The organism is Flavobacterium sp. GNP008 (assembly GCF_056428965.1).
Genome location: NZ_JBWJVL010000001.1, coordinates 517,061 through 542,205, shown reverse-complemented (window position 1 = coordinate 542,205; position 25,145 = coordinate 517,061). Strand labels below are relative to the sequence as shown.

Annotated in this window: 22 protein-coding genes and 1 riboswitch; of the genes, 10 read left to right on the top strand and 12 right to left on the bottom strand. The window is 34.5% G+C overall.

Features of this window, described 5'->3' with window-relative positions:
- Nucleotides 1-24: 24 nt before the first annotated feature.
- The 4 genes from porT to AC0608_RS02490 all read right to left on the bottom strand — a co-directional run bounded on the left by porT (nucleotide 25) and on the right by AC0608_RS02490 (nucleotide 2,912).
- Nucleotides 25-729, bottom strand: coding sequence for a type IX secretion/gliding motility protein PorT/SprT (gene porT / locus AC0608_RS02505; protein ID WP_478288014.1), 705 nt, complete (start codon nucleotides 727-729; stop codon nucleotides 25-27).
- Nucleotides 730-752: 23 nt separating this feature from the next.
- Nucleotides 753-1,484 carry a bifunctional demethylmenaquinone methyltransferase/2-methoxy-6-polyprenyl-1,4-benzoquinol methylase UbiE gene (gene ubiE / locus AC0608_RS02500; RefSeq protein ID WP_478288013.1) on the bottom strand — a complete coding sequence of 244 codons (732 nt, stop codon included), beginning with the start codon at nucleotides 1,482-1,484 and terminating at the stop codon, nucleotides 753-755.
- 599 nt (nucleotides 1,485-2,083) lie between these two features.
- On the bottom strand, nucleotides 2,084-2,566 hold the full coding sequence (locus AC0608_RS02495; protein ID WP_478288012.1) for a dihydrofolate reductase: 483 nt from the start codon (nucleotides 2,564-2,566) through the stop codon (nucleotides 2,084-2,086).
- A gap of 13 nt (nucleotides 2,567-2,579) precedes the next feature.
- Nucleotides 2,580-2,912 (bottom strand): 2TM domain-containing protein, encoded by a 333-nt coding sequence (locus AC0608_RS02490; protein ID WP_417959309.1) that lies wholly within the window; start codon nucleotides 2,910-2,912, stop codon nucleotides 2,580-2,582.
- 238 nt (nucleotides 2,913-3,150) lie between these two features.
- On the opposite strand from AC0608_RS02490, the gene AC0608_RS02485 reads away from it, so the two are divergent.
- Nucleotides 3,151-3,447, top strand: coding sequence for an isoamylase early set domain-containing protein (locus tag AC0608_RS02485; RefSeq protein WP_478288011.1), 297 nt, complete (start codon nucleotides 3,151-3,153; stop codon nucleotides 3,445-3,447).
- A 24-nt stretch (nucleotides 3,448-3,471) separates the two neighbouring features.
- Here the strand turns inward: AC0608_RS02485 and AC0608_RS02480 are convergent, their stop codons facing one another.
- From AC0608_RS02480 to AC0608_RS02460, 5 genes are all read right to left on the bottom strand, one after another.
- Nucleotides 3,472-4,296: a thymidylate synthase gene (locus AC0608_RS02480; protein ID WP_417989829.1), complete on the bottom strand. Its 825-nt coding sequence runs from the start codon at nucleotides 4,294-4,296 to the stop codon at nucleotides 3,472-3,474.
- Nucleotides 4,297-4,327: 31 nt separating this feature from the next.
- Entirely contained in the window at nucleotides 4,328-5,611 is a 1,284-nt protein-coding gene (locus AC0608_RS02475) for a metal-dependent hydrolase family protein (protein WP_417959312.1), read from the bottom strand.
- Nucleotides 5,612-5,752: 141 nt separating this feature from the next.
- Entirely contained in the window at nucleotides 5,753-6,382 is a 630-nt protein-coding gene (locus AC0608_RS02470; RefSeq protein WP_478288010.1) for a bifunctional nuclease family protein, read from the bottom strand.
- 149 nt (nucleotides 6,383-6,531) lie between these two features.
- Nucleotides 6,532-7,500, bottom strand: a complete 969-nt coding sequence (locus AC0608_RS02465; RefSeq protein ID WP_478288009.1) for an electron transfer flavoprotein subunit alpha/FixB family protein — start codon at nucleotides 7,498-7,500, stop codon at nucleotides 6,532-6,534.
- A 101-nt stretch (nucleotides 7,501-7,601) separates the two neighbouring features.
- On the bottom strand, nucleotides 7,602-8,348 hold the full coding sequence (locus AC0608_RS02460; protein WP_478288008.1) for an electron transfer flavoprotein subunit beta/FixA family protein: 747 nt from the start codon (nucleotides 8,346-8,348) through the stop codon (nucleotides 7,602-7,604).
- 289 nt (nucleotides 8,349-8,637) lie between these two features.
- Here AC0608_RS02460 and AC0608_RS02455 point away from each other — a divergent pair, with 289 nt between their 5' ends.
- The 5 genes from AC0608_RS02455 (at nucleotide 8,638) to AC0608_RS02435 (ending at nucleotide 16,149) form a co-directional block, all read left to right on the top strand.
- On the top strand, nucleotides 8,638-9,618 hold the full coding sequence (locus tag AC0608_RS02455; protein ID WP_478288007.1) for a pyruvate dehydrogenase complex E1 component subunit beta: 981 nt from the start codon (nucleotides 8,638-8,640) through the stop codon (nucleotides 9,616-9,618).
- Nucleotides 9,619-9,751: 133 nt separating this feature from the next.
- Nucleotides 9,752-12,238, top strand: a complete 2,487-nt coding sequence (locus AC0608_RS02450) for a DUF5686 and carboxypeptidase-like regulatory domain-containing protein (protein ID WP_478288006.1) — start codon at nucleotides 9,752-9,754, stop codon at nucleotides 12,236-12,238.
- Nucleotides 12,239-12,337: 99 nt separating this feature from the next.
- On the top strand, nucleotides 12,338-12,940 hold the full coding sequence (locus AC0608_RS02445; RefSeq protein ID WP_478288005.1) for a DNA-3-methyladenine glycosylase family protein: 603 nt from the start codon (nucleotides 12,338-12,340) through the stop codon (nucleotides 12,938-12,940).
- A gap of 107 nt (nucleotides 12,941-13,047) precedes the next feature.
- Complete coding sequence (locus tag AC0608_RS02440) at nucleotides 13,048-13,578, top strand: inorganic diphosphatase (RefSeq protein ID WP_478288004.1); 531 nt, start codon at nucleotides 13,048-13,050, stop codon at nucleotides 13,576-13,578.
- Nucleotides 13,579-13,689: 111 nt separating this feature from the next.
- Nucleotides 13,690-16,149 (top strand): sodium-translocating pyrophosphatase, encoded by a 2,460-nt coding sequence (locus AC0608_RS02435; RefSeq protein WP_478288003.1) that lies wholly within the window; start codon nucleotides 13,690-13,692, stop codon nucleotides 16,147-16,149.
- A gap of 88 nt (nucleotides 16,150-16,237) precedes the next feature.
- Here the strand turns inward: AC0608_RS02435 and AC0608_RS02430 are convergent, their stop codons facing one another.
- Both AC0608_RS02430 and AC0608_RS02425 read right to left on the bottom strand, forming a co-directional pair.
- Entirely contained in the window at nucleotides 16,238-16,852 is a 615-nt protein-coding gene (locus AC0608_RS02430; RefSeq protein ID WP_417959320.1) for a deoxynucleoside kinase, read from the bottom strand.
- A complete protein-coding gene (locus tag AC0608_RS02425) occupies nucleotides 16,852-17,643 on the bottom strand; it encodes a hypothetical protein (protein WP_478288002.1) in 792 nt (263 codons plus the stop codon). Before AC0608_RS02425 ends, AC0608_RS02430 begins: the two co-directional genes overlap by 1 nt.
- 114 nt (nucleotides 17,644-17,757) lie before the next feature.
- On the opposite strand from AC0608_RS02425, the gene AC0608_RS02420 reads away from it, so the two are divergent.
- On the top strand, nucleotides 17,758-18,648 hold the full coding sequence (locus tag AC0608_RS02420) for a GLPGLI family protein (protein ID WP_478288001.1): 891 nt from the start codon (nucleotides 17,758-17,760) through the stop codon (nucleotides 18,646-18,648).
- Nucleotides 18,649-18,707: 59 nt separating this feature from the next.
- A complete protein-coding gene (locus AC0608_RS02415; RefSeq protein WP_478288000.1) occupies nucleotides 18,708-21,410 on the top strand; it encodes a carboxypeptidase regulatory-like domain-containing protein in 2,703 nt (900 codons plus the stop codon).
- 119 nt (nucleotides 21,411-21,529) lie between these two features.
- Here the strand turns inward: AC0608_RS02415 and metK are convergent, their stop codons facing one another.
- Nucleotides 21,530-22,780, bottom strand: a complete 1,251-nt coding sequence (gene metK, locus AC0608_RS02410; protein ID WP_478287999.1) for a methionine adenosyltransferase — start codon at nucleotides 22,778-22,780, stop codon at nucleotides 21,530-21,532.
- Nucleotides 22,781-23,537: 757 nt separating this feature from the next.
- Between metK and AC0608_RS02405 the strand changes: the two genes are divergently transcribed.
- The gene (locus AC0608_RS02405) at nucleotides 23,538-23,747 is read left to right on the top strand and encodes a hypothetical protein (protein ID WP_478287998.1); all 210 of its coding nucleotides are present in this window, start codon (nucleotides 23,538-23,540) and stop codon (nucleotides 23,745-23,747) included.
- 232 nt (nucleotides 23,748-23,979) lie between these two features.
- A riboswitch (SAM riboswitch) is annotated at nucleotides 23,980-24,104 on the top strand.
- Between the two features lie 78 nt (nucleotides 24,105-24,182).
- On the top strand, nucleotides 24,183-25,145 hold the full coding sequence (locus AC0608_RS02400) for an alpha/beta fold hydrolase (protein ID WP_478287997.1): 963 nt from the start codon (nucleotides 24,183-24,185) through the stop codon (nucleotides 25,143-25,145).

Here is a 25,145-nt window from a genome sequence, read left to right as displayed (position 1 = left end):
AGCAGACACAATTCATTAATAGATTTAATGGAAAGAAAAATTGATAAAAATAGCTCTGGTTTTTAGCGATTCAATATTTCCTGTCCAAGGACTGTTAGGATCGTTGTCTCGGATTAATTCATCATTTAATCCAAATACCCCTCTTATTGATGGTGAAAAGATGAAATATTCTGAAAAAAGGTCGATTCCAAAACCCAACTCATAATTAGTAGTCCATGATTTTACTCGAAAACGTTGCTGTAAATTATCATCCATCAATTTTGAATTGCTGGACAAGTTTAAAGTAGCCGATAATCCTCCCAAGGCATAGGGACGGATGTTTCCAGTTCTGAGGGAAGAAAGCTTTACTAGCAAAGGTAAATGAATATAGGTACTATTAACTTCCCTGAGCGCATCGCCGCTATTTGTGAAATTAGGGTAAAATAATTCTCTCTTAGTATAATACAATCCGGGTTCAAATCGCAAGTTAATGTATTCTTGAAGTTTTAAGTCACCAATAATCCCAACATTGAAACCAGTAGTTTTTTTGACAAAAATATCCGGGGTTTGAGTTTTATAATCGATCTTAAAATCGTAGGAATTGAATCCTAAATAGAACCCATAGTAGACCCTTTTTTTTTGAAAATTTTCCAAATTGATGATGGGATCATTACTAAATATATTTTTAGAGTTCTGAGCGTATCCCTTTAGAATAAAAGCAAAAAAAAGTAAGACAATTATTTTTCTCATATTGGAGTTGAAAATGTGGAGTGTTATTTTTTAGATGCAGAATATATCGTAGCCACACCAAAAGTTTGTGGTAAAGCAACAACATCTATAAACCCAGTTTTCTTCAAAATATTGTTTAAAGCTTCGCCATAAGGGAATGCAGCTGCGGATTCTGATAAATACCCATAAGCGACATTATCTTTAGAGAATAATTTTCCTATTAATGGGAGGATATTCTTACTGTAAAACGTATACCCTTGTTTGTAAAGCGTTTTGTCTGGTACTGAGGTTTCTAAGATTACAAACACGCCATTTGGTTTTAAAACTCTTAAAATTTCCGCTAATCCTTTTTCGAGTGTTTCAAAATTCCGAACGCCAAAAGCAACTGTAATTGCATCAAAATAATTATCTTCAAAGGGCATGTTTTCAGAATCACCTAAAATCATTTCAATAGTATTTGAAAGATTTTTAGCCATAATTTTCTTTTCGCCTACTTCCAGCATTCCGGCTGAAATATCTAACCCAATTATTTTTTCAGCATTGGTTTGTGCCATTAAAATGGCTAAATCTCCAGTTCCAGTAGCAATGTCCAGAATAATCTTCGGGTTTGACTTTGAAACTATTTGCAATACTTTTTTACGCCATTTTATATCAATACCGAAAGAAATGACGCGGTTTAGGTTGTCATAGTTTCCGGAAATAGTATCAAACATTTGTGCAACCTGTTCTTTTTTGCCTAAGGTAGAATCTTTATAGGGTGTTATCTTTTCTGACATTTTTTTAGTTTGTACAAATATAAGATAAACTTGATCAACTAAAAATGAGTTTCAAAAATTAGAATTAAGTTTAGTGCTATTTTAAAAAAGTGGTTTCGATTTAATAGTACCGCAACAACCAAAAGAATAAAATTCACTTTTATTTGAAATATCACTAAAAGTGGGTATTGTAACTCCAGTTTTATTTATACAAATTTGTTATTCAAGAAAATAACCATGTTAGATGATTAAAAGAGAATCAATGAACCAAATCAAATGGATATTTTTAGCGCTAATTATCTCATTTGTTCTTGTTAGCTGTTTTGAAAATATTGTTTTACATAGCAGTATTGTAGTTAAAGCGCAACATACGTTCTTAGGATTAAATTTGTTTTTGGAAATTTTAATTTTTTTCGTCTTTAGTACCTTCGTGGTATTTGGTACTAAAGGTTTTTTTGAGATGTATTCTCAAAAAACATCAAATATTATAATCTCCATTTCTGGAGTGTTACTAGTATTTGTAATTTTTATTTTATGTTATCAAATACTCTTTCAAGAGTAGTTCATTTCTCTAAATCAATGGTTAAAAAAAACATCCCGTAAAAAGGATGTTTTTTTGTTTATTTTCGGATGAAAGTCTGATAGGTGTAATCGAAGAGATGTTTTTCGTCCTTCTCATTAAAATTAGATGTTACCATCTTCCATTCTTCTTCATTGATTTCTGGGAAATAAGCGTCAGCTTCAAAGTTGTTATGTACTCTTGTAATTTCTATTTTATCCGTGTAAGGAAGTCCTAATTTATATATTTCACCACCACCTATAATAAATGAAATTTCTTCCTTGGGACAGGTTTGTATTGCTTTTTCAATATTGTCAACAATAATACATCCTTCCGCTTGATAGTCTTTTTGTCTGGTGATTATAATATGCGTTCTGTTAGGCAATGGTTTCGGAAAACTTTCAAATGTTTTTCTGCCCATTACAATATGATGGCCTGTTGTAAGTGATTTGAATCGTTTAAAATCATTTGGTAAATGCCAGACTAATTTATTGTCTTTTCCAAGTGCATTGTTTTCGGCTAGGGCCGCAATCATTATTATCATAACTGATGTGCTATTATTTGTTTTCGTCGTTAGATACTTGTGTCTCTAACTGGTCCACTTTCTTTTTTTGCAAAGCGACAAGTCGGTCTATTTGCTCTCTTTCCCAATCTTTATTCATAAAACGATCGGTGATGAAAATTTTTATAAAATGCAATATAAATAGGAACAGCCATAGAGTAATTATCCAAAGATACCAATTGGAGACTACAATACTATCAAGGAAATTGTGTGCCACAAAAAGTAATAAACTTCCTAAAACGAAAAGAACAAAATGAAAATACAGGCGCTTTTTTTGCTTTATTCTTCTTCTCGCATACTCATATTGTTCGTGTAATTCTTTTTCCATCGATTCAGTTTTAGTTTATAAAGATAAAATTTATTTTGGAAAGTCAGTATTGTGGCTCTGGATTATTTATAGAGAAAACGTTTTCTCTTTTTTGAATAGTAAATATTGCGTTGTTTAAATTATTAAATTATTTGAAAATTAACATAGTTTGTAGTTTTACATTAAATCTTCTAAAAGCTTGTTGAAAGTCCGAAATGTTTTACGTACTTTGTTTCATAAACCTATAAATGAATTAGTTATGGCAATTAAAAAACAATTTATAAAAACAAAGCCAGTTTGTAAAGTTACTTTTTCTGTAGCGGCTAAAGAAGCGAGTGAAGCCTCAGTTGTGGGAGATTTCAATAATTGGAATGTTACTGAAGGTGCTTTGAGTAAATTGAAAAATGGTACTTTCAAAGGAGTATTCGATGTAAACAAAGATGCAGCCTATGAATTCAAATACGTTATTGATGGCACATTCGTAAATGAGCCAGAAGCAGATTCTTTCAAATGGAATGAGTTTGCAGGAAATGAAAACGGTGTTTTAGTAGTTTAACTAAAACACCGTTTTTTTATTGCGTTATATCGCAACACTGCCTTTTATCAAGGCATGTGGTTCATAGCCTTCGAGCGTGAAATCGTCAAAATTGAATGCGAAGATGTCTTTTATATTGGGATTCAAAATCATTTTAGGCAATGGTTTTGGCTCACGAGACAATTGCAATTCGAGTTGTTCAAAATGATTGTTGTAAATGTGTGCATCACCAAAAGTGTGGATGAATTCGCCTGGTTCCAAGTCGCAAACCTGAGCAATCATCATGGTGAGTAATGCATAGGAAGCAATGTTAAAAGGAACGCCTAAGAAAAGGTCAGCACTTCGCTGGTACAACTGACACGATAATTTGCCTTCAGAAACATAAAACTGGAAGAAAGCGTGGCAAGGCGGCAACGCCGCTTTGTTGTTGGCTACATTTTCATCAAATGATTTTGTAGTGTCTGGAAGAACCGAAGGATTCCATGCCGAAACTAACATTCTGCGACTGTTAGGATTGGTTTTTAGTTCTATAATCAATTCTGAGATTTGATCAATTTCTTCACTATTCCAGTTGCGCCATTGGTGTCCGTAAACAGGTCCTAAATCGCCATTGGCATCAGCCCAAGCATCCCAAATTTTAACCCCGTTTTCTTGAAGGTACTTAATATTTGTATCGCCTTTTAAAAACCAAAGCAATTCGTAGATAATAGATTTCAGGTGTAACTTTTTGGTAGTGACCATTGGGAAACCTTCATTCAAATCAAAACGCATTTGGTACCCAAAGACACTTTTTGTTCCTGTTCCTGTGCGATCTCCTTTCTGGCAACCATTTTCCATTACATGCTGCACTAAATCTAAATATTGCTTCATTTTGCCTTTTTTATAGTATTATATAATGGATTTAATTTTTATATATTTTTCCGTCTTTCATTACAAAAACAACATTTTCAAGTGTTTTGATTGTGTTCAAAGGATTCTCGTCGACTGCAATGATATCCGCATAAAAGTTTTCTTTAATTTGTCCCACTTCATTTCCAATACCTAATAACATGGCATTAGTAATAGTTGCTGATTGTATCGCTGCTAGTTGAGGCATTCCAGCTTCAACCATATAGCCAAATTCTTTTGCATTTATACCATGCGGGAAAACCCCGGCATCCGTTCCAAAAGCAATTTTGACTCCTTTTTTATAAGCCTTTGCAAATGTTGCTTTGAGTTGAGGTCCCACTTCTTTAGCTTTTGGCACTACAATGTCAGGATAAAAACCAGTTATTTCTGCATTTTTCTCTACTTCTTTTCCCGCAGTCAAGGTTGGTACTAAATAGGCATCGTATTTTTTCATTAACTCCATTGTTTCTTCACTCATAAAGGTACCGTGTTCTATGGTCTTTATGCCACCTATAATGGCGCGTTGCATTCCTTCATCGCCATGAGCATGGGCTGCCGTAAGCATGTTGTAATCTTTGGCAGTTGTAGTAATGGCTTTTATTTCGTCTAAAGAAAACTGAGGATTCTTGCCGCTTTTAGCAACACTTAAAACTCCGCCTGTAGCTGTAATTTTAATAACATCAGCTCCTTCTTTGTAGCGTTCTCGAACTGCTTTTACTGCTTCTTCCGGAGAATTAATTACGCCTTCATGTGGTCCTGGATCGCCTACCAGTTTTCTATTGCTTCCATTGGTTGGATCAGCATGTCCGCCAGTTGTAGCAATGGATTTTCCTGCAGTATATATTCTTGGACCTTTTACGATTCCTTTATTAATGGCATTTCTTATAGATATATTTACTCCGGTTCCTCCTAAATCCCGTACGGTTGTAAAACCGGCTAGTAACGTGATTTCAGCACAGCGAACGGCTTGGAATGCAATATCAGCCTCATTATCTAAATATTTAGACATGTAGCTCTTAGTGTTATTTTCTCCCTCAATATGTACGTGTAGATCGATAAGACCTGGTAAAACATATTTATTTTTAAGATCGATTTCAATGTCTTCAGGTTTGGCTTTAGATACAAATCCCTCTTGTATTTTTAAGATTCTGTTTTTAGAAACAAGTATCGTTTGGTTCGATAGTTCTTTACCGGATACTGTATTTAGAATTTTGCCACAATGTAAATAATAGTCTTGAGAAAATACTACTGTCGAGATAAATAAGGTTGCGGCAACAAGGGTAAGTTTTGTTTTCATAGATTGGTTTTATATCAGTTGTAAGTAAAAATGGATAGCAAAGGGTAATACAAAATTCAATCGTATTTTATCTAAGATCAATTGATTTAAAACGTAAAATGACTGCTAGTTTTAGTCAAGAGATAACAAATCAAGCTTTAATTACGATTCTCTCTTCGAAATTTCATCTCTAATCTTTGCTGCTTTTTCGTAATCTTCGTGCAATACCGCTTGATCCAATAGTTCGTTCAATTCCTGTAGGCTATGTTTGGAATAGGTTGTTCCGGATTGATTGCTTTCTTCCTCACGACCAAATGTATCTGGGTTAGAAAGGACATCATCAATTTCCTGAGAGTCTTTATTGGGTTCTAAAGGATTTGCTTTCAAATATATACCGGCTTTATCCAAGATGTTTTTATAAGTAAATATGGGAGCATTAAAACGCAAGGCCAAAGCTATCGCATCAGAAGTCCGTGCATCAATAATCTCTTCTATTTTATCTCTTTCGCAAATGATACTGGAATAAAAAACACCATCAACAAGTTTGTGAATAATTACCTGTTTTACGATAATATCGAAACGTTCCGCAAAATTTTTGAAGAGGTCATGTGTCAAAGGACGTGGCGGTTTTATTTCTTTTTCCAATGCAATTGCAATGGATTGGGCTTCAAAAGCGCCTATGACGATAGGCAACTTTCTTTCGCCGTCAACCTCATTCAAGATTAAAGCGTAGGCTCCGTTTTGAGTTTGACTGTATGAAATTCCTTTTATAGATAATTTAACTAAGCTCATAATTGTTGTTATGGGAAAGTACAAGGTACTTTTTTTGATAAAAAGGGTGCGATTTTAATGAAAAAAAGTACACAAAAAAGCTGCCCAAAAGCAAAGATACGAATATCTTATTTTTTGGCAGCTATTATTTTTAAAGAGAATTTTTAGAATTATGAATTATGCGCTTTAAAAGTTTTTAATTTTTCAATCAATTGAGGGACAATTTCAAAAGCATCGCCTACAACTCCATAGTCTGCTACTTTAAAAAATGGCGCTTCCGGATCACTGTTGATTACTACTTTAATTTTAGAAGAGTTGATTCCGGCAATGTGTTGTATTGCTCCAGAAATTCCTATAGCTATGTATAGATTTGTTGCTACCGGTTTTCCCGTTTGTCCTACGTGCTCCCCATGAGGTCTCCATCCCAAATCAGAAACCGGTTTAGAACATGCTGTTGCGGCACCAAGCACAGTAGCTAATTCTTCGATCATCGCCCAGTTTTCGGGACCTTTTAGTCCACGACCTGCTGAAACTACAATGTCTGCATCCGCAATAGAAACTTTTCCGGATCCTTTTTCTACGGATTCTACTTTTACTCCAAAATCATTTTCTCCAATGGTTGGATTAAAATCTTCTTGGATTAAGGTAGAAGCATTTTCAAAAACACCGTATGAATTTTTAGCCAGTCCAAGCACTTTTACGTCTGTAGCAATTTCAGTGATATTGAACGCTTTGTTTGAAAAAGCATTTCTTTTTACTTGAAAAGGCGAGGTTGAAACGGGCAATCCAACAACATTTGAAGCGTATCCGGCTTCTAGAGCCACTGCAACAAGAGATGAAAGGTAAATACTATCGGTAGTGGATGAAAGTAAAACTAATTTTACGTTTTCTTTTTGAGCAGCTTGTTTGATCACATCAGCGTATGCTTTAGCTGTAAATCCGGATAATTTATCGTTGTTTACTTTTAATACTTTGTCTACTCCGTATTTTGATAATTCCGAAACATCCCCAGCATTTACAGTCACCGCTGTAACTGTTGTTCCTAGAGTTTCAGCTACTTTTTTTGCATATGAAGCTAATTCAAAAGCTACTTTCTTAAATTTTCCTTCTGCGTATTCCGCATATATTAGTATTGACATAATTTTTTATTTTAGTCTTAAAGTTTTAAAATCCAAAGGCATGAAGGGAAATCAGTGTATACTTATATCCTTTTGACTTTAGACATTCGGCTTTATTACGGTTAGATTACTTTGGCTTCGTTGTGTAATAAATTAATTAATTCATCTAAATTGTCAGCAGCAATTAATTTTACCGCTGATTTTGGGGCCGGCTTTTCAAATTTTACCGCTTTTGTGGTTACCGTAGCATCTACTGGTTCTAGGATTGTTAATACTTTACTTCTGGCTGTCATAATTCCTCTCATATTTGGAATACGCAAGTCTTTTTCTTCAACTAATCCTTTTTGTCCACCAATGATTAATGGCAAAGTAGTAGCAACGGTTTCTTTTCCTCCGTCAATTTCACGAACGGCTTTTACGTTAGTTCCCTCAACAGTTAAGTTGGTACAAGAATTCAGGAAATTGTATCCTAAAATTCCGGCAATCATTCCCGGAACCATTCCGCCATTATAATCTAAAGATTCTTTTCCGGCAATGATTACGTCGTAACCGCCGTTTTTGATGACTTCAGCAAGTTGTTTGGCAACGAAAAATCCGTCAGTAGGTGTGGCATTGACGCGAATAGCTTCGTTAGCACCTATCGCTAATGCTTTTCTTAAAGTGGGTTCGGTTTCTGGTCCTCCAACATTGACAACGGTAACGGTTGCGCCTTGTTGTTCTTGAAACCAGATGGCACGGGTTAAACCAAATTCGTCATTTGGATTGATTACGTATTGTACCCCATTGGTGTCAAATTCAGAGTCGCCATTGATAAAGTTAATTTTTGAAGTAGTATCAGGAACGTGACTGATGCAAACTAATATTTTCATACTTATATATTTAATTATTCGTAATTTCTGTTACAAATTTAAAATATTAATTCGAATAATATACTATGCGCGCATAATATTTTTGATTACTATTTCGATTTCGTAGCCCGGATAGTAGCGGCATCCTTCCTGTGGTTCCTTTAGCCACAGGAAGATACAGCGGAGAGCCGGAAATAGCTCCTAAAAATTATCCCTATAAATCCTGATTAATTTAAAGTAATTTATGCTTTTAAGTGGTTTAAAATATTTATTTTTGCTTTTCGAAAATTAGACACATACAACATATAATATGAGAACGATACAATTTAGAGAGGCCATTTGTGAAGCGATGAGTGAAGAAATGCGTCACGATGAGTCCATATACTTAATGGGTGAAGAAGTTGCAGAATATAATGGTGCCTATAAAGCATCCAAAGGAATGCTTGCTGAATTTGGTGAGAAAAGAGTTATCGATACTCCTATTGCTGAGCTTGGTTTTACAGGGATTGCAGTAGGATCTGCCATGAACGGATGCAGACCAATTGTAGAATACATGACTTTTAATTTCTGTTTAGTAGGGATTGATCAAATTATAAACAATGCTGCCAAAATGCGTCAGATGACCGGTGGGCAATTTAATGTGCCAATCGTTTTTCGTGGTCCAACGGCTTCGGCAGGACAGTTAGGAGCGACACACTCTCAAGCATTAGAAAACTGGTTTGCGAATACTCCGGGTCTTAAAGTGGTAGTTCCTTCTACGGTTTATGACGCTAAAGGTTTGTTGAAAGCAGCTATTCGAGACAATGATCCTGTTATTTTCATGGAGTCAGAACAAATGTATGGTGACAAAGGGGAAGTGCCGGATGGTGAATATACCATTCCACTTGGAGTTGCAGATATTAAACGTGAGGGTACGGATGTAACGATCGTTTCTTTTGGAAAAATTATCAAAGAAGCACATATCGCTGCTGAAGAATTAGCGAAAGAAGGGATCTCTTGTGAAATTGTTGATTTGAGAACGGTACGTCCGATGGATTATGAGACAATTTTAACTTCGGTTAGAAAAACAAACCGATTGGTAGTTCTGGAGGAAGCCTGGCCTTTTGCAAGCGTTGCTTCTGAAATTACGTATATCGTTCAAGAACGTGCTTTTGATTTTTTAGATGCGCCTATTCAACGAATCACAACGGCGGATACACCAGCGCCGTATTCTCCAGTATTGCTTAAAGAATGGTTGCCAAATGCAGGTGATGTTATAAAAGCAGTTAAAAAAGTAATGTATAAAAAATAGTCGTTTTGATGCATTTGGTTTTAGATAAAAATTAACAATTGGGATTCTAAATACCGTATTATCAAACGGTCTAATTAACTATATTTGAAGCTTCATCAATTTTCTATTTGATGGAGTTTTTTTTTGAATGACTATGAAAAATAATTTTTTGTTTTTGTTGTTTTTTATCTTTGTTTTTGCGAACACAATTTTTGCACAGACAAAAATAAGCGGAGTTGTGGTTGATAAAGGAAATCAACCCATTCCTTTTGCAAATGTAGTTTTTAAAAACTCAAGTGAAGGAATTGTTGCCAATGAGGATGGTCGGTTTTATTTGGAATCAACGAAAACACATAGCACAGTGTTGATATCTTCCGTTGGGTTTTCTGAAAAAGAAATAACATTAGAAAAATTAGTGAACTACAATTTAACAATTCAGCTAAACGAAGCCGAAAGTTTGAATGAAGTAATGGTTTTTGCCGGTAAAACATCAAAAAAGAATAATCCTGCTCTTGATATTCTTCGAAAAATTTGGGCAAGAAAACGTCAAAATGGCTTGTACCTGTTTGACCAATACCAAATGGAGAAATATGAGAAAATAGAATTTGATATGAATTCGATTGATAGTGCTTTCATGAAAAGTACTCTCTTTAAAGGGATGGAGTTTATCTTTAATCAAATGGACACTTCAAAAATTACTGGTAAAACATATTTACCCATTTTTGTTAACGAATCATTGAACGATGTATACGGGGATACTAAATTGAAGAAAATTAAAGAAAAAATAAAAGCCAGTAAAACATCTGGTTTTAATGGGAACCAACAAATTTTAACCTTTGTAAAAGATTTATATTCTAATTACGACATCTACAATAACTACTTAACTTTTTTTGACAAAAGTTTTACCAGTCCGTTATCTAAAACAGGGATTGATGTATACAATTATGTGTTGAAAGACAGTGCGTATATTGATAAAAAATGGTGCTATAATATTGTCTTTTATCCCCGACGTAAAAATGAACTTACTTTTAAAGGTGATTTTTGGGTCAATGATTCCACCTTTGCCATTAAGAAAATTAATATGGCAGTTACCAAAAGCGCTAATATCAATTGGGTAAAAGACATTTATTTAGAACAGGAATTTGAAGTGGTCAGTGATTCTGTATTCTTGTTAACTAAGGATTATTTGATGTCGGACTTTGCCTTAAATAAAAAAGAAAAATCCAAAGGTGTTTACGGAAAACGAACCTCCTATTATAGGAATCACAAGTTTAATATAGAAAAACCAGTTTCTTTTTATAAAGATGAGGTCAATTATATGGATGCCGATGTTTATAATAAGTCTGAGGAATTTTGGACTGAAAACCGTTTTGAGAATTTAACTAAGGATGAATTAGGCGTTTATAAAATGCTCGATACGTTGCAAACAGTCAAAAGATTTAAACAAATTTACAGTACAGTACAGGTTTTGGCAAGTGGTTTTTTACAGTTTGGAAATTTTGATTATGGGCCTCTTTTTTCAACTTTTGGTTATAACGAAGTAGAAGGGATTAGATTGCGAGCGGGGGGGAGAACGTATTTTGGAACAAATGATACGTGGCGTATTCAAGGCTACACGGCGTATGGCTTTAAGGATGAGAAATTCAAATATGGGTTTTCTGGGAAATGGATGGTCGATAAGAAGAAAAGAATCATTTTGTCGGGAGGCAACAGGCGCGATATTGAACAAATTGGGGCGAGTCTGACGACTACCTACGATATTTTAGGCCGAAGTTTTGCGTCCTCTTCTGTGTTTTCATCAGGAAATAATGGAAAATTGACGAATATCAACCTCAGTAATATTGCGGTGGAAATTGAGCCGATTAAAAATTTAATTTTTCAAACCGGAATATCATATCGTACCTTAGAATCCGCATCGCCAACTTTTAGTTTGGATTATTATACGGATATTGCAAATGCAGTGATAAAAAGCGATGTGAAACAGTCCGAAGTTAACTTTCAGGTGGAATATACTCCTAAAAGAAAAACCATTGGGTTTGCTGTTGAAAGAGAAAATGTAGACAGTCCCTACAGTCGCTTTTTCGTCAACTACAGCCATGGTTTTAAAGGACTATTAAACAGCGATTTTAAATACGACAAAATACAATTGTATTACAAGCAACCTATTATTATTGGGCCACTGGGAAGGACCAATATCATTATGGAAGTAGGGAAAACCTTTGGGACAGTTCCTTTGGGATTAATGAGTGTGATTCCGGGGAATCAAACTTTTTTCATCCTTGAAAATACCTTTAGCAATCTTAATTTTTACGAATTCTTGTCGGATCAATACGCGACTTTGCAGTGGAATCATAATTTCAATGGCCGACTTTTTTCCAGAATTCCGTTTATGCGAAAACTCAATTGGAGAGAAATTGTTTCGGTAAAAGGAGTCTATGGCAGTATATCAGAGGAGAACAGAGCGATCAATGCTTCGGGTTTAGTTTACAACGCACCCGAAAAAGGGTATTGGGAATACAGCGCCGGAATTGGAAATATTTTTAAAGTTTTTCGCATCGATTTCGCTTGGAGAGGCAATTATCTCAATACACCGGATATGAATCGTTTTACTGTAAAAGGGTCGTTTGGGTTTAATTTCTAGGAGCTATTCCAGCTGTACACTATATCTTTTTATAAGGCGAATAAAAATCGCTTTATAAAAAGGATGCCGTTTCCATCTGGGCTAAAAAAATATTAGATTATGCAAGAAGCCATCGACTATCTTTTAGAAAAAGAGATCATTTTTAAATCAATTATTGAGCAGTACGGATTGCCAGCCATTCCTATAAGGCCACAAGGTTTTGAGACTTTGGTATTGTTGATTTTGGAGCAGCAAGTATCTATAGATTCAGCTAAAGCCACATTTCTAAAAATAAAAGCCAGCCAAAAAAGCATAACGCCTGAGGTACTCCTTAATTTATCGGATGAGGTTTTTAGAAGTCTTGGCGTAAGCCGTCAAAAAACGTCTTATATCAAAGCATTGTCAACAGCAATACTAAATAAAGATATTGATTTGGAAAGTTTGCCAGCTAAAAAAGCGGAGCAAGTGCGCGAGGAACTCATAAAGATCAAAGGAATAGGAAACTGGACTATTGATATTTACTTGATGTTTTGTCTGCAAGAACCGGATTTGTTGCCATTAGGGGATATTGCGGTTGTCAATACGATAAAAGAATTGTTAAGTATTCACGATAAAGGCGCCATGGAAGCACACACGATGAAATGGAGTCCGTATCGTTCTTTTGCAACATATCTTTTGTGGCACCATTATTTGAAAAAACGAAATAGAACGGTGGTTTATTAAAGTACGGTATGTTAAAATTTAATCAAGAGATAACATAAATTTCGTATTGTGTAATCGTATAGTTTCCTTACTTTTGCAACCATAATTATAGATAAGAAAAAACTAAAATGACTGCAGACAAATTAACAACTTTCGATGTCTTAATCGAAATACCAAGAGGAAGTAGAAATAAATACGAATATGATTTCGAAATAAAAAGAATGCGTTTTGACAGAATGTTATTCTCATCGATGATGTACCCGGCTGATTATGGATTTATTCCAGAAACATTAGCATTAGACGGAGATCCATTAGATGTCTTAGTTTTGGTAAATGAACCTACTTTTCCAGGATGTGTGATGGAGGTTAAGCCTATTGGTGTTTTCCACATGGCAGATGATAAAGGGCCAGATGAAAAAGTAATCTGTGTGCCGGTTTCTGATCCAATCTGGAATTCATTAAATGATTTGTCGGATATGAATCCACACTTATTAAAAGAAATTGAACACTTTTTCCAAGTGTACAAAGATCTTGAAAACAAAAAAGTTGATGTAGGCGGTTGGGGAGATGTAAATCAAGCGTATGAAATAATCAGAAAATGTACGGAGCGTTTTAATCAAATCGAAAATAAACCAGAGGGATTATTTAGTATTAAATAATTTTATACCATAATTTTTACAAAAAGAGCAATATTCTGTTAAGAGTATTGCTTTTTTGTTTAAATTCGTTTTGTTACACTATTGATTTTAACCAAAAACCAAACCAAAATTATGAATACAATAATGATTTATTTGCCAATAGCCATGGCATTTATTGGACTGGCATTTATGTTTACAAAACGAGCATGGGTTTTAAAACAAGATCCGGGTGACGGTAAGATGAAAGAGATTTCGGATTACATCTACGAAGGAGCCTTGGCTTTTCTTAAAGCAGAATATAGGTTATTGACTTTCTTTGTAATTGGTGCAAGTATTGTTTTAGCCGGAATTTCATTTATCGTCCCTACTACGCATATATTAATAGTTGTGGCTTTTATTTTTGGTGCTTTTTTCTCGGCTTTAGCGGGGAATATGGGTATGAAAATTGCAACAAAAACCAATGTTAGAACTACGCAAGCGGCACGCACTAGTTTGCCGCAAGCTCTTAAAGTTTCTTTTGGTGGTGGAACCGTAATGGGATTAGGTGTTGCGGGTTTAGCTGTTTTAGGATTGACCACTTTCTTTATTTTCTTCTTTCACTTTTTTATGAATGGAGTTTGGACTTCTACAGAAGACATGACCATTGTATTGGAAACATTAGCCGGATTTTCTCTTGGAGCAGAATCTATCGCTTTGTTTGCCAGAGTTGGCGGTGGGATCTACACCAAAGCGGCCGATGTTGGAGCTGATTTAGTGGGAAAAATAGAAGCTGGAATTCCAGAAGATGACCCCCGTAATCCGGCGACAATTGCAGATAACGTAGGAGATAATGTAGGAGATGTAGCCGGAATGGGTGCTGATTTATTTGGGTCTTATGTAGCAACCGTTTTAGCAGCCATGGTTTTAGGAAATTACGTCATCAAAGACATGGGCGGAAATATTCAAGATGCTTTTGGCGGAATAGGACCTATTTTATTACCAATGGCAATCGCTGGTTTTGGTATTTTATTTTCTATTATCGGTACAATGTTAGTAAAAATAACAGATGATAACGCTAAAGAAGCACAAGTTCAAAAAGCATTAAATATAGGCAACTGGGTTTCTATTATATTAACAGCGATTGCGTGTTTCTTCTTGGTACAATATATGTTGCCGGAAACGATGAAAATGGATTTCTTTGGCGAAGGGACTAAAGAAATTTCATCTATGCGTGTGTTCTATGCCACAATCGTAGGGTTATTGGTTGGAGCTGTTATCTCATCGGTAACAGAATATTACACAGGTTTGGGTACAAAACCCGTTATGGCTATTGTACAAAAATCGTCAACCGGAGCTGGGACAAACGTAATTGCAGGTTTGGCAACCGGAATGATTTCTACGTTCCCAACGGTTTTATTATTTGCTGCAGCTATCTGGACTTCTTATGCTTTTGCAGGGTTTTATGGGGTAGCTTTGGCTGCATCCGCAATGATGGCCACAACTGCCATGCAATTGGCAATTGATGCTTTTGGGCCCATATCTGATAACGCTGGAGGAATTGCCGAAATGAGTGAATTACCAAAAGAAGTGCGCACCAGAACAGATATCTTAGATTCTGTAGGAAATACGACTGCCGCAACCGGAAAAGGCTTTGCTATTGCTTCGGCAGCATTAACGTCACTGGCTTTATTTGCTGCTTATGTAACCTTTACGGGAATTGACGGAATCAATATTTTTAAAGCACCTGTTTTAGCGATGTTATTTGTGGGCGGAATGATTCCTGTAGTTTTCTCGGCTTTGGCCATGAATTCCGTTGGAAAAGCAGCGATGGATATGGTGTATGAAGTACGGCGCCAGTTCAGGGAGATTCCAGGAATTATGGAAGGAACCGGAAAACCAGAATATGCTAAATGTGTTGATATTTCTACCAAGGCTGCTTTGCGCGAAATGATGTTACCTGGAATTTTGACTATTGGGTTTCCAATCGCTATTGTTCTCTTGGGTAAATTAGTTTATGGAGATAATAATCAATTAATCGCTGAAATGTTAGGCGGTTACATGGCCGGAGTTACTGTTTCTGGAGTGCTTTGGGCTGTTTTTCAGAACAATGCTGGTGGTGCTTGGGACAATGCAAAAAAATCTTTTGAGGCGGGAGTTTTAATAAATGGAGAAATGACTTATAAAGGTTCTGATGCGCATAAAGCAGCAGTAACTGGAGATACCGTGGGTGATCCGTTCAAAGATACTTCTGGACCATCAATGAATATCTTAATTAAATTAACGTGCTTGATTGGGCTTGTAATAGCTCCAATTTTAGGAAACGGAAGTCATACGATTTCTGGCAAAGCAGCGTGTTGCACTTCGACTGAAATGTGTACGTCAATGTCGAAAGAAGAGTGTCTGGCGAAAGGATGTGACAGTAAAACGTGTAAATTTATGAATGTTTCAGGAGCGGTAACTGAAATTATTTCCAAAGAAGTTACTATTGAAAAAACGAATGTTGATGGAAAAGTAAAAGCGACCATTAAAACAATAATAAACGGTAAAGTGGTTATCCAGAGTTATGAAGGAACTGATGCAGAAGTTCAAACTAAGATTGATGCTGTGAAATAAAATCTTTTGTTGTTAAATAATAAATGCCTCGCAATTGCGAGGCATTTATTATTTATGAAAATCTGTAATTATTTGTGCAGTCTGCGTTCTAAAACAATCCGTTCAATTCAGCATCAATGCGGTTAAAAATAGTTCCTAAATCTTCGGGTTTGTCAACAAAATTAATGTTGTCCACATCAATGATTAGTAGTTTTCCTTTGTCATAGGTTTGAATCCAACCTTCGTAGCGTTCGTTCAAACGGCTTAGATAATCAATGGATATTGAGTTTTCGTATTCACGGCCTCTTTTGTGTATTTGCCCGACTAAATTAGGGATAGAACTTCTTAAATAAATCAATAAATCAGGTGCTTTAACCGTAGATTCCATTAATTCAAATAGCGAAGAATAATTTTGAAAATCACGATTGGTCATCAAGCCCATGGCATATAGGTTGGGAGCAAAAATATGGGCATCTTCATATATAGTTCGGTCCTGAATGATTTTTTTACCGCTTTCACGGATTTGCATCACTTGACGGAAACGGCTATTTAAGAAATAAATCTGTAAATTAAACGACCAACGTTCCATTTGATGGTAAAAATCATCTAAGTACGGATTGTCGACAACGTCTTCATAATGTGGTTCCCACTTAAAATGTTTCGCTAACAAGCGCGTTAAAGTTGTCTTTCCAGAGCCAATGTTTCCTGCTATTGCTATGTGCATTACGGTATTATGATTTTATAATTTGTAATTCCTTCGAATGTAAAAATAGATAAAATTTGGTCCTTGTAATAGAATTTTTTAAACGTTTTTTCTGAAATTTCAATTTCAGTTTTTTTACCTTTTTCAAAATCCTGCAGAAACAAACGGGAGTCTTTTGAATACATAAACTGATTTTTATTTATAATTGCAATCAATTCAAAATCAGGAATTTTACCTTTGATTGTTATTCTTCCAAAAATATCACAAGTGTACCAATTATTTTTAGTGTCAACCCAATGGAAGAAATTGAAATCTGAAGAGTAATTCTGGATGCTTCCTACAAAAGGAACTGAAATGGTTTTGTACTCCTTGTTTAAATAATCGTACAGTCCCAATTGCTGATTCATACTGTTATAAATCCACAATTGATTCATTGATGCGATTCCAATCGCAGTAGCTACAATTGGAATTGTATTTTCTGAAAAATTTATTTTTTGAATTTCATTCAATTGATTGTCTAATATAACAACAGTATTGAAATTTTCGTAGAACAAAACAATTTTTAATGGGTTTTGTAAGTCAACTTTTGAGATTTTGCCCAAAGAAATATTTTTATATTCTAAAGTACCTATCGTGTTAATTTTAGAAAAGACATTATTTTTAATGGTGTAATAAAAACCAAAAGGATCGTATCCTAAAAACTGATCTCCATCAAAACGAATAGAATCGATTTTATGAGCAGTTAATTTTTGGTTCTGACTTGATACGACAGAAAACGAAGCGATAATTAGCAATAGCATTACTTTCTTCATAAAAGCGAAATTACGATTAAACCTAATATAATTAGGGGTGTCTTATTGTTATTTTAACAGAATCCTTGTAACAAAAATACTATTTCCCAGTCTTATTTATTTAAAACCAATAATATGTATAAAGTAATTTTCGCATTAGTTGTAACAGTCGCATCATTTATGGGACTTCATGCTCAGGAATTTCAAGGAATGGCAATTTACGAATCTAAAACAAGTACCTCCGATTTTAAAACACGCATGGAAGGCAATAAAGAGATGACTCCGGACATGCAAAAAAGGATTGAGGAAAGTATGAAAAAAATGTTCGAAAAAACTTTTATTCTTAATTTTGATAAATCGGCTTCGATATACAAAGAAGAAGAAAAGCTAGATACGCCGGGTCAAGGTGCTGGTGGAATGCGCATGATGATGTCTATGACGGGCGGTGGAGGAACCTATTATAAAAATGTGAAAGAGAAATCCTATACCATTGATAAAGAATTTATGGGGAAAGAGTTTCTGATAAAGGACTCCTTGCCTAACTTACAGTGGAAAATGGAAGTAGAAACCCGCGTTATTGGTGGTTACAATTGTTTTAAGGCCACTGCTGTACGTGTTGCAAGCAAAACAGATTTTAGGAACTTCAGACCCAAAAAAGAAGATATCGCAACCCCGAAATCAGTAGATTCCAATAAGAAAACAAGTCTTTTGGATGCATTAGAGATGCCTAAAGAAACGATCATTACGGCTTGGTATACGCCAGAAATTCCAGTGAATCAAGGGCCGGAAAATTATTGGGGATTACCAGGTTTAATATTAGAAGTAAATGACGGTAAAACAGTTATTTTATGTTCGAAAGTGGTTCTGAATCCTAAAGTTAAAACCGAAATAAAAGCAGCAACAAAAGGAAAAGTAACGACTCAAAAAGAATTTGATGAAACTGTATTGAAAAAAATGGAAGAGTTCAGAGACATGAACCAAGGACGTGGTGAAAATGGAGGAATGAGAATAAGAATTGGAAATTAAAAGTAAGCCAAATTAGAGTCTATAATCATCACAATACGATTTCATCTATAATTTATTAAATGAAAAATACAATAGTAGTTGCCCTGTTTTTTATTGCCTCAATTTCCTTTGCACAATCCGTTAAATTGGAAGGTTTTATAACTAATTCAAAAACAGTTGGTCTTGAAATGGCCAATGTGATGGCGGTAAATAAAGCCACAAAGACAATGGATGCCTATGCCATAACAAATGATAAGGGAAAGTTTCTTCTTACTTTAAAACCAAATACAGCCTATAGTTTAAAAATTAGTTATTTGGGAATGCAAAATAAAGAGCTGGAGATTATTACTGCTTCAGAGAATAGCCTTAAAAACATTACCCTTGAAGAAGGCGGGATTGAATTGGATGGTGTTGAAATTGTTCGGGAAATGCCTGTTTCGATAAAAGGCGATACTATTGTTTATAATGCGGATTCTTTTAAATCTGGAACGGAACGGAAACTAGAAGATATTCTCAAGAAATTACCCGGTGTAGAGGTCAACGCTGATGGCGAAATTGAGGTTGAAGGGAAAAAAGTGTCTAAATTAATGGTAGAAGGCAAAGACTTTTTTGATGGAGATACCAAGTTGGGGGTGAAAAATATTCCGGCAGATGCCATTGATAAAATTCAAGTGTTACGCAACTATAGCGAAATTGGCGCGTTAAAAGGAGTAGAGAATAATCAGGATAATATTGCGATGAATATTAAACTTAAATCAGGAAAGAAAAATTTCTGGTTTGGGGATATGACCGCAGCAATTGGAGTAGCGCATGAAGAAAGTCGTTATTTAATAAATCCAAAATTGTTTTATTACAACCCAAAATACAGCATCAACGTAATTACGAATTTTAATAATATTGGGGAATTGCCGTTGACCGTTCAGGATTATTTTAAATTCACGGGTGGTTTTAGAGGTATGATGCAAAAAGGCGGTTCCAGTTTTAATGTTTCTTCAAATGATTTGGGAATTTCATTACTTAGAAATAACCGAGCCAAGGAAATTGAATCCAGGTTTGGAGCTACAAATTTCTCCTACAATGTAAATAAAGAGTGGACGTTAAGTGGTTTTGGGATTCTTTCCTCTTCGCTAACGGATTTAGAAACAAAATCGCAAACGAATATTTTACAACCTAATTCTTCTGAAATTCTTTCTACCGAAAATCGTCAAGAAACGGCAAATCAAAAAAGTAATTTGGGATTATTCAAATTGAGCTCGAGTTATAAACCAACTACTAAGTTTCAGTTTGATTATGATATATTGGCTAAATTTTCCAAACAGGACGAGAATAATTCGTTATTAAGGGAATCTATTGTCAACAATAAAGCCAATACAGAAAATATAAATACAGTAAAACAACAAGAGCCAATTTCGTTCAATCAGAATCTTAGTTTGTATTACACGCTAAGCGATAAAAATATTTTTGCTTTCGAAATGCAGCATTTGTATCAAGAGGAAGATCCATTTTACAAGGCTAATTTGCAATCACAACCCTTTAGTTTGGCTGGATATATTTCGGGACAAAATAGAAATGACATCAACCAAAGTCGGTTTGTAAAAACCAACAAGCTGGATGCTAAATTGGATTATTATTATATGGTAACCCCAAAAAGCAACATCAATCTGACGCTAGGAAATACGTATTCTTATCAAAATTTTAATTCTGGTATTTTTCAAATTTTGGATAACGAAACAGTCAATAATTTAAAAAATATTGCCAATGTAAATGATGTGAATTACAATTTCAATGATACGTTTTTGGGATTGCATTATAAGATTTTGAGTGGAAAATTTACTTTTACTCCCGGAGCGAGCTTGCATAGTTATAACATGATAAATGAGCAATTAGGGACCGGTAACAGTCAAAATTTCTTCAGAGTATTGCCAGACTTGTTAGCAATTTATCAAATTAAAAAAGCAGAAACATTAACCTATAATTTTTCGTACACCAATAATTTTACGGATATCAATCAACTCGCCGAAGGATTTATTTTCTCCAATTATAACAGCTTGACCAAAGGAAATCGATTTTTAGAAAACGCGATCGCACAAGTGCATTCGTTGCGTTACTTTAAATACAACATGTTCAATTTTGAGAACATTACTGCTTTTGCCACGTATTCTAAAAGGGTAGACGCTATAAAAACCCGAGCCGTTTTCAACGGAGTCAATCAAACGTCATCCCCATTCAATTCTGATTTTGCTGATGAAACCTTGTCCGGAAATGGTTCGTACGGACGTTCCTTTTTAAAGAATTACAAAGCCTCTTTTGGAGCTTCTCTTAATTGGTCTAAATTCAATAACATCCAAAATAATGTGTTATCAACAAACGAGAGTTTTACCCAAAACTATACTTTTAAAGCGTCAACAAATTACAAGAATATGCCCAATCTGGAATTAGGATATAATGTAGTAACGAATGATTATAATAATGCTATTTTTTACACGGAAAAACCCTTTGCAAGACTGGATTATTTTTTCCTGAACAGTTTTTCTTTTGTGGCTGAGTATGAATTTTATCATTATTACAACAACACTAAAACGGTCAATAATGAATATGATTTTTTAAGTGCGAGCTTGATTTATCAAAAGAAAGGCAGGAAGTTAGAATATAAAGTAAGCGGAACAAATTTAATGAATACGACTGCATTAAATGACGATAACTTCAGCCAGTTTGCGACCAGAACCTCACAATATATTGTACAGCCACGCTATGTGATCTTCTCTTTAAAGTATAATTTGTAGGAACTAATATTCCACTGTATATTGCAATCTTTTTCAGCAAAGGATTTCCATTTCCATCAGGGCTAAAAAAAACCCGCAATCCAATCGAATTGCGGGTTTAAATATAAAATGCTAACGTATTAAAGTCCAAATGCTGTTTTAACTTGGTCTACGAAATCTAATTTTTCCCAAGTAAACAATTCAACAGTAACTGTTTTTTCATTTCCACCTGGAGCAGAAAAAGTTTTAGTTACCGTTTCTGGCGTACGTCCCATGTGCCCGTAAGCAGCAGTTTCACTGTAAATAGGATTTCTTAATTTCAAACGTTGTTCGATAAAGTAAGGTCGCATGTCAAAAATAGCTTCTACTTTCTTGGCAATTTCACCATTGGTCAAATTCACTTTTGATGTTCCGTACGTATCGATAAAAATACCCATTGGTTTTGCAACACCAATTGCGTAAGAAACCTGTACTAAAATCTCGTCAGCAACTCCCGCTGCCACTAAGTTTTTAGCGATATGACGGGTTGCATAAGCCGCACTTCTGTCCACTTTACTTGGATCTTTTCCAGAGAATGCACCGCCACCATGAGCGCCTTTTCCACCGTAAGTGTCCACAATGATTTTTCTTCCTGTTAAGCCAGTATCTCCGTGAGGACCTCCAATTACGAATTTTCCAGTTGGGTTGATATGGTATTGGATTGCATCATTGAATAAATGCGCATGTGCAGGATTTTTGGCAATGATTCTTGGAATCAAAATTTCGATGATATCTTTTTTGATTTTTGCAAGCATTGTTGCTTCTTCATCAAAATCATCATGTTGAGTAGAAATTACAATAGCTTCAATACGGGTAGGCTTATTGTCATCGCTGTATTCTAAAGTTACTTGTGATTTAGCATCCGGACGTAAATACGTAATTTCGTTGTTTTCGCGTCTTAAAACAGCTAATTCCTGCAATAATTTATGAGATAAATCAAGTGCCAACGGCATGAAATTTTCCGTTTCATTAGTTGCATAACCAAACATCATTCCTTGGTCACCAGCACCTTGCTCTTCAGGATTTGCTCTGTCTACACCTTGGTTAATGTCAGCAGATTGTTCGTGAATCGCCGAAAGAATTCCACAAGAATTGGCTTCAAACATGTATTCGCTTTTTGTATAACCAATTTTCTTGATTACATCACGAGCGATTTGTTGTACGTCTAAATAGGTATTTGATTTTACTTCACCTGCCAAAATTACCTGACCGGTAGTTACTAAAGTTTCGCATGCTACTTTTGAGTCAGCATCAAATGCCAAAAAATTATCAATTAATGCGTCTGAAATTTGATCTGCAATTTTGTCTGGATGTCCTTCGCTTACAGATTCTGACGTAAATAAATAGGCCATAATAATTATTATTTTAAAATTAAGCGAGAAAAAATAATTGCTGAAAAGGACTAAAGGAGGGTTCCTGCTTTAGCATTTTTTCTACTGAAAAAATTTCAGTATTCATAATGAATTGATTTCATTATGAAGAGGTTGCAATCAGTTCAAATTTTTCCTCTTGTATTCGGGTGCAAATGTATGAAACCATTTTGAATTGCATATTATTCTTAACTTTTTTTTGAGTATAAATCTTTTCATCATTTTATTCATTAAAGAAAATAAGAATTAAAATATTTTTACTGTTATTTTTTGAAACTTAGTTGGATATTTAAAAAATATTTTGCAAATTTGATTATCAAAAATACAAAGATGAAATTTAATAACTATTCTATTTTTAAAGTCACTCAGGTAAAATCCTGTGGGTTGTTTATTGTATAGTTTTAAATTAAAATTATATAGCAAAAGCTTCCCTAAAATTGGGAAGCTTTTTTTTTGAATACAAGTAAATAGAATGAATTTTTACAGTAATAAAAGCATAAATGAATAACCTAAAAAACCAGAAAATAAATAATTTAACAGTCACTACTATGATTTGTGTTAATGCCATTATGGGTATTTACGTCTGTTGATTCCAAAAGTGTAAGTTTATAATACGACTTTAAACCCTTTTGGATACAGATCTAAAAGGGTTTTTTGTTTTATCAACGTATTTCAAATTTTAAAATAATAAATATAATGAAACCTAGAGAGAGTTTAAAAACCTAAAACCTAAAAAATTATGAGCACAACAAAGTATTTTCCAAAGACATTTCAGTTATTAAGAAGTATTAATTTCAGAAGAAAAAACGAAAAGGAGAACGATTCTAAAAACGAATTGATTCATCCTAGATTCGAGATTTCTAAGAATGACGCTTTGGCACAAAAAAAAGTGCCTAATTCATTGCTTTTTCTAATGTATTCAAAAGAGAATGAAACATTATTTATTTAAGAAATCGGAATTTATTTTCGGTTTTGGGAATCTGGAGAAAGCACGAAAATATGTTGTTTTGACGAGATAGAAAAAACATTTGGGATACTTTCTATTTCGTCAGAATAACAATAATGTATTTGTAATTTCTAGATTTTATTTAATTCCAATCGAGAAATGAATCTGCTTGAAAATTTGGTTGTTAAAAAAAATAGTAGTTAATTTGCATCTTTAAGTTCAAAAACGTATTGAAATGTTATAAAGAAAGGCAGAGGGATTAGACCCGATGAAGCCTTAGCAACCCTTCGATTTATCGAAGAAGGTGCTGCATTCTACCTTTATTCTGAATCATTTCAGAATCTAAAGGAAAGATAACACTAAGAATTCTTCTAGTTCACTTCTAGCTTTCTTTCTAATATTTCCAGACACAAATCAAAAATCATAAAAGATTTGAAATTGGAAAATAAACCAACATCTAGTACTTTACAAAATTTCACCACCGAAAGTGGGGTTTTTCATGACGCCTTAAACTTAAGTTATCAAGTTTTTGGTCCCGCTTTGCATACCGCTCCAATAGTTTTGGTAAATCATGCCTTAACCGGAAATTCCCAAGTTGTGGGAGAAAACGGATGGTGGAATGATTTAATTGGTGTAAATAAAACGATAGACACTACTAAATATACAATACTCGCATTTAATGTTCCAGGAAATGGTTTTGATGATTTTATCATTGAAAACTACGCGGATTTTAATGCTAGAGATATTGCCAGAATTTTTATTGAAGGCTTACGTTTTCTTAAAATAAAACAACTGTATGCAATTATTGGTGGTTCCGTAGGAGGAGGGATTGGATGGGAAATTGCGGCCTTGGAGCCAAAAATAACCCAACACTTAATTCCGATTGCAACCGATTGGAAATCGACGGATTGGTTGATAGCCAATTGCTTTTTACAGGAACAAATATTGAATAATTCTTCAAAACCTATTGAAGATGCCAGAATTCATGCCATGTTATGTTACCGAACTCCAGAATCTTTTGCAGCAAAATTTCAGCGAACCACCAATGCCGAATTAGCTATTTTCAATATAGAAAGTTGGTTGTTGCATCATGGCGAAAAATTGCAAAAACGCTTTCAAATTTCGTCGTATAAAATGATGAATCAATTGCTGAAAACTATTGATATTACCAGAAAAAGAAATTCATTTGAAGAAATAACGTCAAAAATTGAAGCTGATATTCATATCATCGGCATCAATTCAGATTTGTTTTTTACTGCAAATGAAAATAAAGCAACCTACGAGGAATTAAAAAAATATAAAAATAATGTCACCTATCAAGAAATTGTATCCATTCACGGCCACGATGCTTTTTTGATAGAATACAAACAATTAGACAATTTGCTTCAGGATTTATTCTAA

What these genes read in the sequence shown, in the direction of transcription:
- porT (WP_478288014.1), bottom strand. Translation starts at nt 729, where the DNA reads ATGAGAAAAATAATTGTCTTACTTTTTTTTGCTTTTATTCTAAAGGGA.
- ubiE (WP_478288013.1), bottom strand. Translation starts at nt 1,484, where the DNA reads ATGTCAGAAAAGATAACACCCTATAAAGATTCTACCTTAGGCAAAAAA.
- AC0608_RS02495 (WP_478288012.1), bottom strand. Translation starts at nt 2,566, where the DNA reads ATGATAATAATGATTGCGGCCCTAGCCGAAAACAATGCACTTGGAAAA.
- AC0608_RS02490 (WP_417959309.1), bottom strand. Translation starts at nt 2,912, where the DNA reads ATGGAAAAAGAATTACACGAACAATATGAGTATGCGAGAAGAAGAATA.
- AC0608_RS02485 (WP_478288011.1), top strand. Translation starts at nt 3,151, where the DNA reads ATGGCAATTAAAAAACAATTTATAAAAACAAAGCCAGTTTGTAAAGTT.
- AC0608_RS02480 (WP_417989829.1), bottom strand. Translation starts at nt 4,296, where the DNA reads ATGAAGCAATATTTAGATTTAGTGCAGCATGTAATGGAAAATGGTTGC.
- AC0608_RS02475 (WP_417959312.1), bottom strand. Translation starts at nt 5,611, where the DNA reads ATGAAAACAAAACTTACCCTTGTTGCCGCAACCTTATTTATCTCGACA.
- AC0608_RS02470 (WP_478288010.1), bottom strand. Translation starts at nt 6,382, where the DNA reads ATGAGCTTAGTTAAATTATCTATAAAAGGAATTTCATACAGTCAAACT.
- AC0608_RS02465 (WP_478288009.1), bottom strand. Translation starts at nt 7,500, where the DNA reads ATGTCAATACTAATATATGCGGAATACGCAGAAGGAAAATTTAAGAAA.
- AC0608_RS02460 (WP_478288008.1), bottom strand. Translation starts at nt 8,348, where the DNA reads ATGAAAATATTAGTTTGCATCAGTCACGTTCCTGATACTACTTCAAAA.
- AC0608_RS02455 (WP_478288007.1), top strand. Translation starts at nt 8,638, where the DNA reads ATGAGAACGATACAATTTAGAGAGGCCATTTGTGAAGCGATGAGTGAA.
- AC0608_RS02450 (WP_478288006.1), top strand. Translation starts at nt 9,752, where the DNA reads ATGAAAAATAATTTTTTGTTTTTGTTGTTTTTTATCTTTGTTTTTGCG.
- AC0608_RS02445 (WP_478288005.1), top strand. Translation starts at nt 12,338, where the DNA reads ATGCAAGAAGCCATCGACTATCTTTTAGAAAAAGAGATCATTTTTAAA.
- AC0608_RS02440 (WP_478288004.1), top strand. Translation starts at nt 13,048, where the DNA reads ATGACTGCAGACAAATTAACAACTTTCGATGTCTTAATCGAAATACCA.
- AC0608_RS02435 (WP_478288003.1), top strand. Translation starts at nt 13,690, where the DNA reads ATGAATACAATAATGATTTATTTGCCAATAGCCATGGCATTTATTGGA.
- AC0608_RS02430 (WP_417959320.1), bottom strand. Translation starts at nt 16,852, where the DNA reads ATGCACATAGCAATAGCAGGAAACATTGGCTCTGGAAAGACAACTTTA.
- AC0608_RS02425 (WP_478288002.1), bottom strand. Translation starts at nt 17,643, where the DNA reads ATGAAGAAAGTAATGCTATTGCTAATTATCGCTTCGTTTTCTGTCGTA.
- AC0608_RS02420 (WP_478288001.1), top strand. Translation starts at nt 17,758, where the DNA reads ATGTATAAAGTAATTTTCGCATTAGTTGTAACAGTCGCATCATTTATG.
- AC0608_RS02415 (WP_478288000.1), top strand. Translation starts at nt 18,708, where the DNA reads ATGAAAAATACAATAGTAGTTGCCCTGTTTTTTATTGCCTCAATTTCC.
- metK (WP_478287999.1), bottom strand. Translation starts at nt 22,780, where the DNA reads ATGGCCTATTTATTTACGTCAGAATCTGTAAGCGAAGGACATCCAGAC.
- AC0608_RS02405 (WP_478287998.1), top strand. Translation starts at nt 23,538, where the DNA reads ATGAGCACAACAAAGTATTTTCCAAAGACATTTCAGTTATTAAGAAGT.